Source organism: Paenibacillus sp. FSL L8-0340 (assembly GCF_038593145.1).
Lineage (GTDB): Bacteria > Bacillota > Bacilli > Paenibacillales > Paenibacillaceae > Paenibacillus_AQ.
The window spans coordinates 2,771,160-2,787,345 of sequence record NZ_CP151967.1 but is presented as its reverse complement, the minus strand read 5'-3'; the positions used below and the strand labels follow the sequence as shown (position 1 = coordinate 2,787,345).

The window sequence follows — 16,186 nt, the reverse complement described above, 5'->3', positions numbered from 1 at the left end:
CGCGCATAAATATTCCTTATCTTTCTCGCTGAAACGGTACCGTCCTTTAAAAGGACGGCGAAGCCGTTTCTGCTTGATTTACTTGATTAAGCCTGCTTCTTTAAATTGTTTGATTACTGACTCCTTATATCTCTGCATGTCAAACTTGGTTTCCAGTGTATTGAGGAAATTGTCCCAGCTCGAAAGAGGTTCTTTGCCAGTCATAAATTTGACCAAGCTTTCATTAATGTAACGTTGGCGGTCAGCTGCCAATGAATCGCTCGGGTCTTCAGTCAATAAATTACCTGGCAAAGTAGCCGTAACGTATTTCTGATTGTTCTTAAAAGCTTCTGCCGTCTTAGGATTCTGGAAGCTGAAGTACTCAGCATCATCACCACGACGCGGCATTCTATAATGATCGACCCATAGGTACTTATCTTTCATTTCCTTCGATAATTCGGAGGTTTTATTTTTGATCTTGCCGTCTACCAAATCCCAATGAATCCCTTTAATTCCGTATGCAAAATTCGGATAGGCTTCTTTGTCCGTAAAGAGATAATTCAGCATGGACAAGATACGGATGATTTTGTCCTTATCCGCTTTCTTGGATATGGCCCATGAATTGCCTTGGAACGATTTTCTCTCTACAATTTGATCACCATAAGGACCTATCATTGGAGGAATAACGATCCATTCCGGCACCTCTCCACTGATTTCTTTCATTTTCTGCTGATAATCTGGTTCCAGCCTGCGGGCATCTCTTATCATGAATCCAACTTTACCCTTAAATAACTTTTGGTCCAACAAATCGGGAGTATTCATCGTCACCCAGTCTGGATCTACAACTTTGGCTTCCATCATTTTATTGATATAAGTGAGCGCTTCTTTCATTTTTGGATCGGTGAACAGGAACACCGGTTTATTGTCTTTCACATCAATGGCTGAGGGAGGATTGACGCCAAACATCCACATCAAACTATCGAAGCCGTAGGTTTGCAGATTGCCTTCTTTATTCATACCCCCTATGAATCCGTACGTATCGTTTTTGCCGTTACCGTCCGGGTCTTTCTCTGTAAAGGCTTTCATAACTTCGAATAGCTCGTCAGGTGTCGTTGGCACTTCCATATTCAGCTTTTTCAGCCAATCATTGCGGATGAAGAAGCTTCGACTGATACCGTTTACATTATCATAACCTGGAACTCCAATGGTTTTTCCTTGATAGGACATCGCCTCCCAGGAGTCGTTGCTAAAACGTTTCTGTAATTCAGGAAATTGATCCAGATACGGTGTCAAATCCGCAAGAACGCCTTGGTCATAATATTGCGCCAAATCAGCCCGGCTCTTCAAGAAGATCAAATCTGGAATATCTCCGCCGGCAATGAGCGTATTTAATTTAGTCGTTGCTTGCCCTGATTGAGGAATCATCATTTCCAAGTCGATATTCACTGCTTTCTCCAACATTTGGCGTTGGATATCTTCTTCACGGGGAGGAATCGGCGCAGCAGCATTGAAAGTGCCTTGGTTAAACATCGAAATTTTCAATTTGGTTTCAAAGGGACTAGACTGGCCTTGTGAATTACCCGAAGCTGTCGATGTAACCTCTTTTTGTTCCCCACATCCTGACAATACCGTTCCCACACCGACCATTGCTGTCAGAATAGCAAATGTAATCGCTTTACTTTGCATAATGACCTCTCCTTTGCTTCTATATTATCACGGTTTTCCCGTAACAACTCAGGTTGGAATATCTTTTTAACCTTTAACCGATCCCAAGAGCACACCTTTGGTAAAATGCTTTTGCATAAATGGGTAAACGATCAAAATCGGAACTGTAGTCACGACAACTGCTGCCATTTGTATAGCGAACGTACTAACAGCTCCGGTATTGGCAAGCGAATCAGCACTTTGTGTTGCGACGTTAAGCAGGATGTTGCGCAAGATCACTTGGAGCGGCATTAAGTTGGAATCATTGATATAAACAATAGCATCGAAGTAACTGTTCCAATGCCCGACTGCGTAAAATAATGAAATTGTGGAAAGGACGGGCAAGGACAGAGGTAAAATGATCCGCCATAACGACTGAAGCTCACTTGCACCGTCTACCCTCGCTGATTCCTCGATTTCAGCAGGCAATTGCTCGAAAAAGCCTTTAATGATCACCAGATTAAATGCACTAATGAGATGTGGAATAATCAATACCCACGGACTGTTTAGCAATCCCAGAGAGCGGACTAGTAAATAAGTCGGAATTAATCCTCCCCCAAACATCATGGTAAAGACAATGAATAGTAAAAATGGGCTTCGACCCGGCAAATATTTTTTGGATAACGGATATGCCGCTATTACCGTAAAAAACACATTGAGAGCAGTGCCTACTATCGTTCGAAACAATGTAATTTTATACGCCTGCCCGATACCATGAGAAATGAATACTTCTTTATAGGCTAGAAAGGTAAAGGATTCTGGTATGATAACAATTCCTCTTCTTAGCACTTCCGATTCTGGCGTCACTGAAACAGCAACCACATATAGAAAGGGTAGTAAGCAAAGTAGAGCTAGCAAAATAAGAATAAAATAAACGACTGCTTGCCAGACCTTCTCTCCGATTGTCAAATTGATCATTTTGATAACCACCTCACCAAATTTGCCCATCGAATTTTTTGGCGAGCTTATTTGCTGCCAACACTAAAACAAATCCGATGACCGCTTTAAATAATCCCACAGCAGTAGCCAAGCCAATCTTAAGCCGCTCGAGCCCTTCACGGTATACCCATGTGTCGATAATGTCGATCTTCTCCTGATTAAAGCTGTTGGCAAACATGAATATTTGGTCAAAACCAGCATCTAGAATATGGCTTAATTTAAGGATCAGCATCAGAATCATAACGCCTCGAATGCCGGGAAGTGTTACATGCCATAGCTGTCTCCACTTGGAAGCGCCATCAATTCTAGCCGCTTCATATAAACTTGGATCGATTCCTGCTAATGCTGCAAGGTACAATATTGCTCCCCATCCAATATCCTTCCATATTTCAGATAAGATGATCAGCAGTCTGCCCCAGGCAGGTTCCGTTAGGAATGAGATGGGTTCAACTCCAGCTTCCTTCAAAATCATGTTAAAAAGACCATCCCCTGGGGCTAATAATGCCACCATCATTCCATAAACAATGACCCATGATAGAAAGTGGGGTAAATAAGTGATCGTTTGTACGATTTTCTTAAACCATTGGGTATAAACTTCATTGAGCAGCAAAGCAAGTATGATAGGAGCTGAGAAACCGAACAACAGCTTATACAGCGATATGATAATCGTATTTCTCATGATGTCCCAGAAATAAACGCCGTTCATAAAATCTGTGAAATTTCTAAATCCCACCCATGGGCTATCCCATAGTCCCAAAGCTAGGTTATAGTTTTTAAAGGCAATAATGATTCCCGCCATAGGAATGTATTTGAATACGGCAAAGTAAACTAATGCCGGGAACAAGAGAGCGTACATCACTTTATACTTTTTTATCGTTCTTATCCATGAATTCCGCTTTTTGGGGAGGGGAATGGCGTCCGCTGCCAATTTCGCTTGCATATCATCACCTCGTCTTTATTTGTAATTGTATAATAGCATCCCCCTACCCGGATAAATTTCTGTAATTTCAAGAATTTCTTATAAGATATTAAGCCCCTAACTCCATACGAGGATCGAACAACTATCTCGGTGCATAGTACCGACGCATTGCAGCGCGCAAGGTCGCTTATTATCTATTAACTCGCGGTGAAGATTACCGTGATTTGGGGTCCATTATTTTGAGGCGAGGCAGCAAGAGATGATCGACAAACAATCTGTGCGTAGGCTTGAAAAGCTAGGCTTTACCGTTACAATATCCAACCCCTCTGCTTCAAAACATCCATCCACCTCATACAAAATGAAGGCGCAGCTTTTTTTAAAAAAAGTCAGCCGCACTTAGTTTCATATTGCCATTTTTGAGTGTCCAGCGTTAATGATATTCAGGGTAGCTTAATGACGTGTGCCAAGCGTATCTGGATTAAAGGCGTCACTTCTTCTCGTGCCGCTAGGGAAAGGCTTTCACGCCCTTCAATATTATGAATAACCTCCGCATAGTCCAACCTTCACTAGCAGTAATGTAATCAGCGTACGGCGAGCAATGCTGCTTCTGGATTAAGCACATAAGCGAGATAGTCTTTCGCAGTTTGCTCTATTTGTTCGTCAGATAGCTGCATAACTCCGTAGGCTGCGTAAGGCGCTAGAAAGCTAGTACCGATCATGTTGCTCGTTGCCTGAAGAGGCCGCAATAACTCAGCAAGAGTATATTTGAATGCGCCATTAGGTGTATAAGAATCTTCAGAAGCCCCCACGCTAACTGCTAGCAGCAAATCCTTGCCATGCAGCTTGTTGCCGGTGCTTCCATAGGCCCAGCCATAGGTAACAACGGCATCTTCCCATTTTTTAAGCAATGAAGGTGTGCTGTACCAATAGAAAGGAAATTGCAGAACGATGCGGTCATGCTGCACTAATAACTCTTGCTCGGCGTTAACGTCAATCTCCTCGTTGGGGTAAGCTTCATAAACACGATGCACAGTTACACCGGCTTGCTTGTCCATTTCTTCCGCCCAGCGGCGGTTAAGACGGGAGCTAGATAGGTTAGGATGGAATACGAGTACCAGTGTTTTCATTCAGAATCTCTCCTTATTTCTGTTGAGTAATCTCTTTGTTCTACTGCACGAGATAAGAATAACAAGAAAAATCATTAGTTTCTTTGCTCACAGGCTCATTCTGTTTGTTCATTTGGCTTACTTTTCACATAAAAAAACGTTCCACGGTAATTCCCGCGGAACGTTAACCCTTAACTTATAACTTCACTTCATTCTCCTGTGGCTTAAACTTCAATCTATACTCTGAAGGAGCGAGTTCAAACCGCAGCTTAAACACTTTGGAGAAATAGGCGATATTCTCGAAGCCGGTGGAGTAACAAATATCTGTAACGGAAATCGAAGTTTCCAGTAACATCTTCTCAGCCTTATCTAATCTCCGGTTGCGTATCCACTTCAAGGGAGATGTATGATACTGTAAGCTTCCTGTTTTATCTGGTGCATTGACCAGCTCTTGCGGTGCCTTAATTGTTTTGCTGATGCTAATGGACATGAGCAGTTCCGCCTTTTTTAGCTTTTACCTATAGAATAACAGGAAACAAGAAAAGAAACTTTGCTGCTTAGCTCAAATCATTTGTCTATATAGTCCAAAATACAAAAGCTTATTCATTGATTATCTCAAGTAGTGCTTCTATCGGTTTATTATAGCTAGCCAGTTTCTTGGCATTATACTCTATACTTCCCAGCTTAATAAGTCCCGAAGCATATCCGGAGCTTTTGTAAAATATCGCTAGGTTCCCCCAAGGGGCGTAATAAGCAAGGTCTCCTATTGAAGCAGCTGTCCCTGGCGGAGAACCCTCGGCGGATAGACGTGCTGGAAGATCACCGATCTTCTCAGTGCCCGCATAGTCCTGTAAGGTTAGCTTTAAAGGAAGCTGGGTGATAAATCCTTCCACTGCTTTGCTATCTATTAATGTGGCTATATATTCATCCTGCCCAATTGTCATTATTAATTTCATGTTAGTTCACTCCCTTCACCTATGGATTGACTACATACTTTTAAAAATCTCAATCCCCCGCTTCAAGCGCTGCAAGCCATCTTCCAGACGCGTTTTGGGGCAGGCGTAGTTTATTCTTATAAACCCTTGTCCATTCCCGCCAAAAATAGCTCCTTCTGAAATGTACAACCCGGTTTCTTTTCTTATACATTCGCATAAAGCCTTCGAATCATTAGTTACAGCTGTGCAATCAATCCACGCCAGGTAGGAAGCCTCTGAATGAATGACCTTAAGCTCTGGAAGCTCTGCTGCCATAAAATATTCCATCCATTGCTTATTGCCCATTAAATATTCCAGCAGTGCGTCAAGCCAAGGTTCTCCTTCTGTAAAAGCAGCAATGGCTCCTTCAATAGCAAAAGCACCCGGTTCAGCCACTTCATCAGTATTGATCCCACGATTTACAAGCGCCCGCAGCTCCGGATTCGGTACGATAATAGATGACGTTTGGAGTCCTGCCAGGTTAAATGTTTTGGTTGGAGCCACGCACGTGATACTATTCTGGGCTATCTCTTCAGATACCGAAGCAAAGGGAGTGTAGCGGTAGCTTGGATGCGTTAGATCACAATGAATTTCATCCGAAAGGATCAGCACATGATGTCTAATACAAAGGTTGCCGATGGACTCAAGTGTTTGTTTGTCCCACACCTTGCCTATTGGATTATGCGGATTGCAGAAAATCAGGAGTGTTGTTTCGGGATCGGCCAACTTCTCTTCCAGATCGTTGAAGTCGATGGAATACCTTTGATCCTTATAGACCAGCTCGCTCGTAAGAACCTTTCGCTGATTATTCACGATCGAGTTATAAAAGATATTATAGACTGGAGCCAGCAACAATACTTTCTCATTCACTTTGGTCATTTTACGCACAATGGTGGAAATTGCCGGGACGACACCAGTACAGAACATAATCCATTCCTGTTGTATTTGAAATTGATGCCTCCTACTCCACCATCCTGCAACTGCATTGTAGTACGCATCAGGAACCATCGTGTAGCCAAAGATCTTATGGTCTAATCTCTTCTGCAGAGCTTCGACAATTGCCGGAGACGTCTCGAAATCCATATCTGCCACCCATAGCGCAAGCTCGTCCGTATGAACATCCCATTTATAAGAGTTCGTACCCAAACGGTTGGTCATTTTATCAAAATTAAACACGGAATGTTTCACCTGCTACCTCCGAATTAAACGAGTTGCTTCGTTGGACGAATTAAAATTTCACTTACAGCAACCGTTTCAGGTGTACTAATGACATAGGCTACTGCGTCAGCAATATCGCTTGGACTCAAACCCACACCTGCAATTTTTGCGTTATTTTTCAGCCATTCTCGGTTTTCAGCGTCATTGACCGTTGTGTACAGCTCAGTATCCACTAATCCTGGAGAAATAATTGTGCTGCGGAGATTGTTCTCACGTTCTTCCTGACGCAATCCCTCCATGATAGCACGGACAGCAAATTTGGTTCCGCAGTATACAGCAGAACCGGGATATACAACATGTCCTGCCACAGAGTCCGTTGCAATAATGTGCCCGGATTGCTGTTTTTTCATGATAGGCAAAACTGCAGCAATCCCATTCAGAACCCCCATAATGTTGATATCAAGCATTTGACGCCATTCATCGAAACGGGTTGCTGACAGCGGTGCTGTCGGCATAACTCCAGCATTATTGTATAGAACGTCTACACGGCCATACTTCTTAACTGCTAAATCAATAACCGCTTGAACTTCTTCTTGTTTGGTTACGTCCGCAACGGCATAAGAAATTTCAGCATTAGGCAGGGATTCAACAAGAGATTTCAGGCGATCTTCACGTCTAGCCGCAATCACTAATTTTGCGCCTTCCCCAGCAAGCTTCTTCGTTGTGGCTTCACCAATCCCGCTTGATGCCCCCATGATAATGACAACTTTCCCTTTAATATTAGTCATGTTAATTCCTCCTCAGTTATTGATACAGGCCAAGTTTACAACTTCAAGTTAACTTGAAGTCAAACTTCTTTTTTGATTTACGTAAACTACACTAAAACCAGTTATGGCAATCAATAAGAGTATCATTGCATTAGTGAAAACCAATGATTGTATACTTGGAGCATGAAATAGCTGTCTGACCAATGTCCCTTCATAAGGTGAAAGGGTGGCTCCTAAGTTATAAGCGACCAATACGATCGTAGTGCCCAATTTTGCCATATTCGCAATTTGCTGCGTAAATGTATGCAGTAAGTAAGGCATAATACACCGAAATGAAAAACCGATAACCATCGAACAAAATGTAGTCAGAACAATACTCTGTGAGATCGTCGTCATAAACATGGACACTCCCAGAAAAAGGATGGCCAAAGGAACAATATAGTGTCTGAGCAATTTATATAATTTTCCAAAAGAAAAGCCGGCAATAAAGGCTCCTAAACCTATAAAAGCAATCATATTGCTGCCGTTCGTCGCGTTCCCAATATTCTTCTCCATTATCAAAGGAGTAATCTGAATATTGTAGTTGATAAATAGAGTAACAATTACAAACAATAAAATGCCAAAGCCAATTATCACTCGTAAGGGCCTTTTATTACTTGGATGGTCTGAGGTCAGTGTTAGTTGTTCCGCCCCGCCTTTGTCTATCTCCCTTTTATCTTCCGGAACAAAGAAAAGGAAAGCAACAAAAACGGGAAGTGCCAATGCATAAACATAAAATGATGTATACCAGTTAATTTTTAATAATTGACCCACGATTAGCGTCAGACAGATACCTCCTAATCCCTCAAAGGCACTCTCAATTCCAATTAAAGATGCCTGTTTCCCAGGATTATTTTGGTATATATCGTTGATCATCTGAATGATTAAGCGGTTAAATAAGCCAATACCCAGACCAAACAAACAGCGGGAAACGAATAACAATGAAAAAACATCGTGCTTCATTGCCGGGAATGTCCCTGAAATGAATACGAATCCTAATCCTGTTAAAATGGTTCTCTTCTTTCCGATCCGCAGTTCCAGCCGATTCCCGATTAGAACACCAAAAATAACAAACAGGGAAGGTATTGTAGTCAGTAACCCTACCTGTGTCAGAGAAATAGCAGGAAAATCTTTCGCTATCGACGGAATATTAGCGGCGATTATTGGTCCTGAAGATATTAATAACGCTGCTGACAATAAGGAGTACGTCTTTAGTTTTTCCTTTGGTTTAATATGAATCCCACTCCTTTAGCTACCGAATTCTGATTTAGTCATGCTTCGCTTCTATTACGAGTGTGCCTTTGAGCTTCCCCTCTCGTTCAAGCAATTTTCCGTCGTAGTCCTTAATTTTCACGGCCAATCTGCTGATAGATTCGTCAAGTTCTTTCCGTTTCTGTATCAGCTTCTCCCTCTCATCGACCAAAATCTGTTTGCGTGCTTCTAAAGAGTGATCACCGCTAGCGAATAATGACGTATATTCAATTAATGCCTCTATCGTCAAACCTGAATCCCGCATACATTTTATAAAATCAATCCATTTGATATCTTCCTCGTTGTAATCACGCACACCGCTTTCTTTCCGGTTAACCGGCGGAAACAAACCAATGCTCTCGTAGTATCTTAATGTGGCTGCCGAAAGATCAAACAGCTTAGCAACCTGGGTAATATTCATACCTTCACCTCAATATCAATTTTTGTTCTAACTTATCACTTAAAGTTAACTTTAAGTCAAGTGAAGCTGGTCTATTCATTTATAAAGCAATAACGCACCGAGTCCATGACTCAATGCGTTATTACGTCTTCATTCATTAGCAGACTACAGCTCTATACCATTGCTGTGAATTACTTTTTTGTACCACCCAAAAGATTTTTTCTTTCTGCGCTCCAATGTGCCATTTCCAGCGTCATCTTTATCCACATAAACGAAGCCGTATCTTTTGCTCATTTCTCCGGAACTGGAGCTTACCAGATCTATACAGCCCCAAGTCGTATATCCTAGCAAGTCGACTCCATCCTCTTCCACTGCCGTTATGAACGCTTTGATATGTTCCCGCAGGTACCCGATTCTGTAATCATCTGCGATATATCCCGTTTCATCAGGTGTATCCAGCGCTCCCAATCCATTTTCTACAATGAATAACGGCTTTTGATAGCGGTCATATAATGCATTTAATGTAATTCTTAGCCCCAGCGGATCAATCTGCCATCCCCATTCACTTGTCGTTAGATGTGGATTGCGCAGGGTCGGAAACAGATTTGCGGCGGTTTGCGTATTTACCTCAGGGTCCGCACTGGTTAACCGTGAGCCATAGTAACTGAACGAAATAAAGTCAACGGTATTATTTCTTAAGCATTCCTCATCTCCGTCTTCCATCTCCAAGTGAATATCCATTCGTTCAAGCATTTTCTTGGCATAGCTTGGGTATTCTCCACGGGACTGTACATCAACGAAGAAGTAGTGTTCCCGGTCTCTTGTCATTGCTTTCCAAACGTCATCTGGTGCACATGTATACGGATACGTGCTTGCACCCGCCAGCATACAGCCTATCTTAAATTCCGGATTGATTCTGCGCGCAATTTCAGTTGCTTTCGCACTTGCGACCAGTTGATGATGTGCTGCCTGATATTTTACTGCATCTTCATTTTCACCCTCTTCAAATACCAGGCCAGAGCTTCCAAAGGGCAAATGCAATAACATATTGATTTCGTTAAAGGTTAACCAATACTTCACTTTATCTTTGTAACGGGTGAAGATGGTTTCACATAGTCTCTCATAATATTCGACCATTTTGCGGCTTCTCCATGAGCCGATTGTTTTCACCAGATGGATAGGGACATCAAAGTGAGTAATCGTTACTAAGGGCTCAATGCCATATTTTAAACATTCATCAAAGACATGTTCGTAGAATTTCAATCCCTCTTCATTCGGAAGTTTGTCATCTCCATTAGGGTAGATCCGCGTCCATGCCAAGGATAAACGGAAGCACTTAAAACCCATTTCCGCTAATAATGCGATATCTTCTTTATAGCGATGATAGAAATCAATAGCTTCATGACTTGGATAAAAATGTTCTTCGTCACACTCCAGCATGCTGACCTTGCCTTTCATAACAGGAACCCGATCCTTCCCCGCTGGAATGACATCGACCGTTGACAGCCCTTTATTACCTTCTGCGGATCCACCTTCACATTGGTTTGCAGCAACCGCTCCACCCCAGAGAAAATCTTTTCTTAAGGTCATCTAAAATACACTCCTAAGATTGAGTATTGTTATTTATGCTTTTACTAGCAGCAGCGCATTGTTGAAATCTATATAATCATGAATACTCACTGATACTACATCTGAATAATTATAGGTATTGGTTACAATAACAGGAGTTTGAGTAATATACCCCTCTTGTTTAATTTTCTCCAGATCAAAGGTCAACAAGGTCTGTCCTTTAGCGATTCTTTGGCCTTCCACAACATGGGCTTCGAAATATTTCCCATTTAGTTTAACGGTGTTAAGGCCAACATGAATGAGGATTTCTACACCGTCATCGGATAATAAGCCCATGGCATGCTTTTTAGGAAACAGTGAAACGATAACCCCAGCAAAAGGAGCCACCACTTTCCCCTCACTTGGTTCTATAGCAATTCCCTTCCCCATGGCTTCTGAAGCAAAGGCAGCATCCTGTACATCTTGTAATGGAATGATTGCCCCTTTAATTGGGCTCATAATCACAGAGTCTTTAATCGTAATCGTTTCTTCATCACTAACAATCGTTTCTTGAGTGGTCAATTCTTTTTCATATTTCAAACTTAAGAGGTAGGTAATAACCGCAGTTACAACAGCCGTAATTACTAATGCAATCAAAATATTATATAGATTCCAGATATTCTCTCCGATGTAAAGTGGAATTGCTGGAATTCCTGAAGCACCTGTCGCATAACGAGAGACATTCAATAGTCCTGCGTATAGTCCTCCACTGGCAGCACCAATCATAGCAGCAACGAGAGGATATTTTTTAGGCAAGTTCACGCCATACAAGACGGGTTCCGTAATCCCCATAAAAGCTGTTATCCCGCTGGAAGTTGAAATTTGCTTTAAAGCCTTATCCTTTGTTCTCATCCCTACCACTAGTGCAGCAACACCTTGGGAAATACAATTTATCATCGCTCCAGGGCCGATAATGTTCTCGTAACCCAGTGTGGTGATTTGAGCCAACGATAAGGGAACGATATTATGGTGTAATCCAAACATAACCAGTATGGGCCAAAAGGTTGCGATAACGAATATAATCATCCAAGATCCGTGTGACCCAAGGAAATCAAATCCCATAGCTAAATACGTTCCGAAAAATGACCCTAGAGGTCCTAATACCGTTAAGCTAAGGAGCCCGACTACCAAAATCGTAAACATCGGAACAAAAATAACTTTGACTGCGTTTGGAATGATTCTTTTGAATATCGCTTCAATGTAAGATTGTGCCCAAACAGTTAAGAGGATTGGAACGACAGAAGAGCTGTAAGCAACCAGGGTCAAGGGGATACCGAAGACGCTAACGTCATTCCCGTCTGTCCGCAATTGGGTCAAGTTTGGATGGAGTAAAATACCCGCCAGTACTAAAGCCAAGACAGGACTGCACTTTAACTTATTAGCAGCAGAGTACGCCAATAGAAACGGCAGGAAGTAGAAAATGGCATCCGACATAAAACTTAATACATAATAGGTCTGGGACTCCTTTGAAATCCAACCAAATAAAATAAGTAGAGCGAGCAGCGCTTTTATCATACCTGCGCCAGCAATAGCTGGAACGATCGGACTAAATGTACCGGAAACGAAATCGATTAATTTGCCGATGAACCCTACCTTTCTCTCTTTAGCTAGTTCACGACCTGAACCTTCTACGGATTTCAGATGCTTAATAGCCTCCGTGTAAACGTCTTCAACATGAGTACCAATAACTACCTGAAATTGTCCGCCGCTCTCGATAACATCAAGAACGCCGTCCAATGCTTTCACGGCTGGTTGATCTGCCTTATTATTATCATTCAGCGCAAATCTGAGTCTGGTCATGCAATGAGTTAATGTAGATACATTTTCACTGCCTCCGACTTTCTCTACAATTTCTCGAGCTAATTCCTCATACTTCTGGCTCATGCAATTATGCCCCCTCTTAATAAATGCTGCATAATATGAACGAATACGGAAGCGCTTTACAAACATAAAAAGCTATTTATAAGCGATAAGTAAAGGCTTCATTCACATTACACCTTTAAAATATCACTATATAAACAGCTATAGCCAATGCCTATATTTCATTCTTCATTATGCCTGCAAGGCATGCTTGATATATTGTAAAAACCTGGTCGCAGTCTGACTGAAAATTTTGTGTTTTTTCCAGACAATCACACATCCGAATTGAAGTACAGGATAGAAGGGCCTAAAGCATAAATGATCAGAATGCTTCATTGCGAAAGCACCCTCAATGCAAATTGCCGTTCCCATTCCCTGCTCCACGAGATTAACCACATTGGATATTAAGTTATAGGTAGCTACAAAGCGCAATTGTGAGTGCTCATCGGCAAACCAACTGGCAATTTCATTTTGTAATACTGATCGGCTGGGTATTAGCAAGGGTACTCCGGCCAGGTCTTTGGAAGTAACATATTCCTTCTGTGCCAGCGTTGACGAGGTTTTGGTAAGAATTCCCCAGCGTTCCTTTTGCGGCAGTCTGATAAAATCATATTTTTCAATATGAATAGGCTCCAACAATATGCCAATCTCAAGTAAGCCCTTATCTATTTTTTCCTTTATATCATCGCCTGTCCCGCTGAAAATATGATAGGTGACCTGTGGATATTCAACATTAAACGCTTTTAATAACTCGAAAATAACATTTGATGTTAATGATTCAACACTTCCAATGGATATTGTTCCTCCAACCAGATTGCTCTGATCTTTAAACTCTTTCTCTGTTTTATCCGCAAGGGTAAGGATTTCTTCTGCTCTTTGACGCAAAAGCATCCCCGCATCGGTTAGTGTTATCTTACTTTTTCCACGTGTGAACAATTGAGTTCCTAAGTCTTTTTCAAGATCGGCCAGCTGTCTGCTTAACGTAGGCTGTGTAACATGCAGGATAGTAGCCGCATGTGTAATATTTTCAACACGGGCAACTGTTAGAAAATACCGAAGTACTCTTAATTCCATGGTTCCTCCTGATTGCATTTATTTTAAAATTTCAATGGTTACGGTGAAGTCACCATTCATGCCTGTGAATGCCTCCATTCCATGGAGCATATAAGGTCAGATCACCTACTGAAGGATCGAAGCCATCCGGCGCTTCCTCCGTCGTAAGAGTATTCGGGAGGTAACTGATTTTTTCTGTTCTGTTGTAATCGTCAAAGGTCAATTAGCGAGGGCATGTCAAAACTCATTAATAACGGATCGACCATATCGCATGTTCCATGGCTATTTATAAATAATCCTGAATTCCCTAACCAGCGAATGATTGTATTTTCCGTTTTCTCAAAAGCTTCTTTTCCAAATGGTTGTGTTTTTGGAGCTGCAGCTTGAGTTTTATTTTCTTTCAAGTACATCCACCTGCCTTTCTTATTTTCCGAAATAGAGCAAGCAATCGCTTTGTATTTATAAAGAATATCAGAAACATAAAAATCTGCTTTGTTGAGAAGCTCATTTCATTTGATCATTCAGCTCATATATAATATTTGAAGCAGCAATTCCTTCATCGTCCAGTATTATTTCTCCAATTCCATTCGCTTTAATGATTCCGGAGATTGGATTTTTGACACTGTCAATCATTGTAGTTGTTGTCACATTAATAGTGGAATATTCAAAGGCCAAATCCGTATTGATTATGCTCCCATCTACAATTACCACGTTCTCCATGTAACACATTCCCTGATTACTCTCAATAGTGCAGTTAATAAACGTAATATTTTTAGAATTCCATCCTAAATATTCTCCGGTGATTAACGAATCATATACGGTGACATTTTCACAGTTCCAGAATGCGTCTTTTGAGAGTAGCCGCGAATTACGGATTTCTATGTTTTTCGCACCATCGAAAACATAGTTTCCGGTCAAAGTTAAATCATCCACTCTGATATTTTCACTGTTCATCCCAAAATAATCTCCTCTTGCAGTTACATGTAACAATTCAATATCCTTGCAGTTCCATAGCGTCTCCTCTGCATTAGGCATATCCACATGATTCAGACGGATATCACTTGCCCTGCGAAATGTCTTGGGTGCTTCAATGACACTGTCATTCATATAAATATGATGACTGTACCAGATTCCTGAGCGTGCCATTTCCTGAAGAGTTGTTCTCTTTAAGCTAATGTTCTGGGAATACCATAGCGGATACTTCCATTTAAAAAAACTGTTGTGGATAGTAATATCTTCACTTTCCTTCAGCGGTGATTCACCTTCCGCAAAAGTAGAGTTTTTAATCAAAAGATTCTTGCTCTTAAATAGTGCGCGTTCTCCTGTTAGCTTTTGTTGATCAATAGTTTGCATTGCTAATCCCCCTGTCTCAGATCAGCTTACAACTTAAAGTTAACTTGAAGTCAAATATTTTCGACACGAATAGATAGATAATTATTGATCCTTACTTGCGTTAAAGTCCACTTGAAGGTATACACTAATACACTAGATGATGTTGCAGTTAATACATGAATGGAGGATGGTAACAATGGCAGAGAAACAAACTGCAGGAAGAGACAAGCTGGGAGAATTTGCACCTAAATTTGCTGAACTGAACGATGATGTATTGTTTGGTGAGGTTTGGTCAAGGGAGGAAGAACTTTCTCCCCGCGATCGCAGCATGATTACAGTAGCAGCTCTAATCTCAGGAGGAAACTTTGAACAGTTAACTCCACATCTTCATAAAGCGAAAGCAAATGGAATCACCCAAGAAGAAATTGCAGAGATCATTACACACCTTTCGTTCTATGCCGGTTGGCCCAAAGCTTGGTCCGCTTTTAATATCGCTAAGGAAATCTATAAAGAATAAAAATAGAGAGGATGTCCATGATGTCAAATGAACAATTAGAGAGCAGCACCATTCTTCCATTAGGAAAAAAAGTTGAAGCTAATTTTATCGGCGATGCTTATTTACAAATGGTCTTTACTGATCCAACTCCTTTAAATGCCCCGATCGGAAACGTGACCTTTGCCCCCGGCGCCCGTAATAACTGGCATTCACATAAATTTGGGCAGGTTTTATTAGTTACAGGTGGTGAGGGTTGGTATCAGGAAAAAGGAAAACCTGCAAAGTTACTTAAAACTGGTGACGTAATTAATATTGCACCAAATGTGAAGCATTGGCATGGTGCTACCCAAGACAGCTGGTTTGTACATCTGGCTATTACACCAGGCGAAACCGAATGGTTAGAGCCTGTCGATGACGTTTGGTATGATAGTTTATAAACATTATTTATCACATTATAAAAGTCCCGATATAGGAAATTCCTAATCGGGACTTTTATTGTGTTCATTTAAAAATCAAATCCACTAATTTCAATGCGTTTAAATGCATAAAAATACCTGCTTGAATATTTATGCATTATATTGAATATATCAATGGATTATCG

Annotated in this window: 18 protein-coding genes; 2 read left to right on the top strand and 16 right to left on the bottom strand. The window is 41.3% G+C overall.

The features are described 5' to 3' along the window. Positions 1 to 78: 78 nt before the first annotated feature. The 16 genes from NST07_RS12370 to NST07_RS12295 all read right to left on the bottom strand — a co-directional run bounded on the left by NST07_RS12370 (position 79) and on the right by NST07_RS12295 (position 15,110). A complete protein-coding gene (locus tag NST07_RS12370) occupies positions 79 to 1,665 on the bottom strand; it encodes an extracellular solute-binding protein (RefSeq protein ID WP_341092016.1) in 1,587 nt (528 codons plus the stop codon). Positions 1,666 to 1,731: 66 nt separating this feature from the next. Then, a complete protein-coding gene (locus tag NST07_RS12365; RefSeq protein ID WP_038589742.1) occupies positions 1,732 to 2,601 on the bottom strand; it encodes a carbohydrate ABC transporter permease in 870 nt (289 codons plus the stop codon). Positions 2,602 to 2,614: 13 nt separating this feature from the next. Then, a complete protein-coding gene (locus NST07_RS12360; RefSeq protein ID WP_038589741.1) occupies positions 2,615 to 3,562 on the bottom strand; it encodes an ABC transporter permease subunit in 948 nt (315 codons plus the stop codon). Between the two features lie 560 nt (positions 3,563 to 4,122). Continuing rightward, positions 4,123 to 4,668 (bottom strand): NAD(P)H-dependent oxidoreductase, encoded by a 546-nt coding sequence (locus NST07_RS12355; RefSeq protein WP_341378196.1) that lies wholly within the window; start codon positions 4,666 to 4,668, stop codon positions 4,123 to 4,125. Between the two features lie 175 nt (positions 4,669 to 4,843). Further along, the gene (locus NST07_RS12350; protein ID WP_341092010.1) at positions 4,844 to 5,137 is read right to left on the bottom strand and encodes a helix-turn-helix domain-containing protein; all 294 of its coding nucleotides are present in this window, start codon (positions 5,135 to 5,137) and stop codon (positions 4,844 to 4,846) included. Positions 5,138 to 5,246: 109 nt separating this feature from the next. Beyond that, positions 5,247 to 5,603: a cyclophilin-like fold protein gene (locus NST07_RS12345; protein ID WP_341092008.1), complete on the bottom strand. Its 357-nt coding sequence runs from the start codon at positions 5,601 to 5,603 to the stop codon at positions 5,247 to 5,249. Positions 5,604 to 5,633: 30 nt separating this feature from the next. Next, positions 5,634 to 6,779 carry a MalY/PatB family protein gene (locus NST07_RS12340; protein ID WP_342481653.1) on the bottom strand — a complete coding sequence of 382 codons (1,146 nt, stop codon included), beginning with the start codon at positions 6,777 to 6,779 and terminating at the stop codon, positions 5,634 to 5,636. Positions 6,780 to 6,823: 44 nt separating this feature from the next. Next, positions 6,824 to 7,567, bottom strand: coding sequence for an SDR family oxidoreductase (locus NST07_RS12335; RefSeq protein ID WP_341092003.1), 744 nt, complete (start codon positions 7,565 to 7,567; stop codon positions 6,824 to 6,826). Between the two features lie 48 nt (positions 7,568 to 7,615). Then, positions 7,616 to 8,782 carry an MFS transporter gene (locus NST07_RS12330; protein ID WP_341378194.1) on the bottom strand — a complete coding sequence of 389 codons (1,167 nt, stop codon included), beginning with the start codon at positions 8,780 to 8,782 and terminating at the stop codon, positions 7,616 to 7,618. 70 nt (positions 8,783 to 8,852) lie between these two features. After that, positions 8,853 to 9,257, bottom strand: a complete 405-nt coding sequence (locus NST07_RS12325; RefSeq protein WP_341091998.1) for a MerR family transcriptional regulator — start codon at positions 9,255 to 9,257, stop codon at positions 8,853 to 8,855. 144 nt (positions 9,258 to 9,401) lie between these two features. Continuing rightward, positions 9,402 to 10,826: a 6-phospho-beta-glucosidase gene (locus tag NST07_RS12320; protein ID WP_341378193.1), complete on the bottom strand. Its 1,425-nt coding sequence runs from the start codon at positions 10,824 to 10,826 to the stop codon at positions 9,402 to 9,404. 33 nt (positions 10,827 to 10,859) lie between these two features. Then, on the bottom strand, positions 10,860 to 12,728 hold the full coding sequence (locus NST07_RS12315) for a beta-glucoside-specific PTS transporter subunit IIABC (protein WP_341378192.1): 1,869 nt from the start codon (positions 12,726 to 12,728) through the stop codon (positions 10,860 to 10,862). A 168-nt stretch (positions 12,729 to 12,896) separates the two neighbouring features. After that, positions 12,897 to 13,778 (bottom strand): LysR family transcriptional regulator, encoded by an 882-nt coding sequence (locus NST07_RS12310; RefSeq protein ID WP_341091991.1) that lies wholly within the window; start codon positions 13,776 to 13,778, stop codon positions 12,897 to 12,899. Between the two features lie 49 nt (positions 13,779 to 13,827). After that, positions 13,828 to 13,980 (bottom strand): cyclophilin-like fold protein, encoded by a 153-nt coding sequence (locus tag NST07_RS12305; protein WP_341091989.1) that lies wholly within the window; start codon positions 13,978 to 13,980, stop codon positions 13,828 to 13,830. Further along, positions 13,970 to 14,161, bottom strand: a complete 192-nt coding sequence (locus NST07_RS12300) for a hypothetical protein (RefSeq protein ID WP_341091988.1) — start codon at positions 14,159 to 14,161, stop codon at positions 13,970 to 13,972. Before NST07_RS12300 ends, NST07_RS12305 begins: the two co-directional genes overlap by 11 nt. 100 nt (positions 14,162 to 14,261) lie before the next feature. Further along, positions 14,262 to 15,110 carry a DUF3737 family protein gene (locus NST07_RS12295; protein WP_341091987.1) on the bottom strand — a complete coding sequence of 283 codons (849 nt, stop codon included), beginning with the start codon at positions 15,108 to 15,110 and terminating at the stop codon, positions 14,262 to 14,264. A gap of 175 nt (positions 15,111 to 15,285) precedes the next feature. Here NST07_RS12295 and NST07_RS12290 point away from each other — a divergent pair, with 175 nt between their 5' ends. Continuing rightward, on the top strand, positions 15,286 to 15,606 hold the full coding sequence (locus NST07_RS12290) for a carboxymuconolactone decarboxylase family protein (protein WP_074085122.1): 321 nt from the start codon (positions 15,286 to 15,288) through the stop codon (positions 15,604 to 15,606). A gap of 20 nt (positions 15,607 to 15,626) precedes the next feature. Then, positions 15,627 to 16,022: a cupin domain-containing protein gene (locus NST07_RS12285; RefSeq protein WP_342481652.1), complete on the top strand. Its 396-nt coding sequence runs from the start codon at positions 15,627 to 15,629 to the stop codon at positions 16,020 to 16,022. Positions 16,023 to 16,186 lie beyond the last annotated feature (164 nt).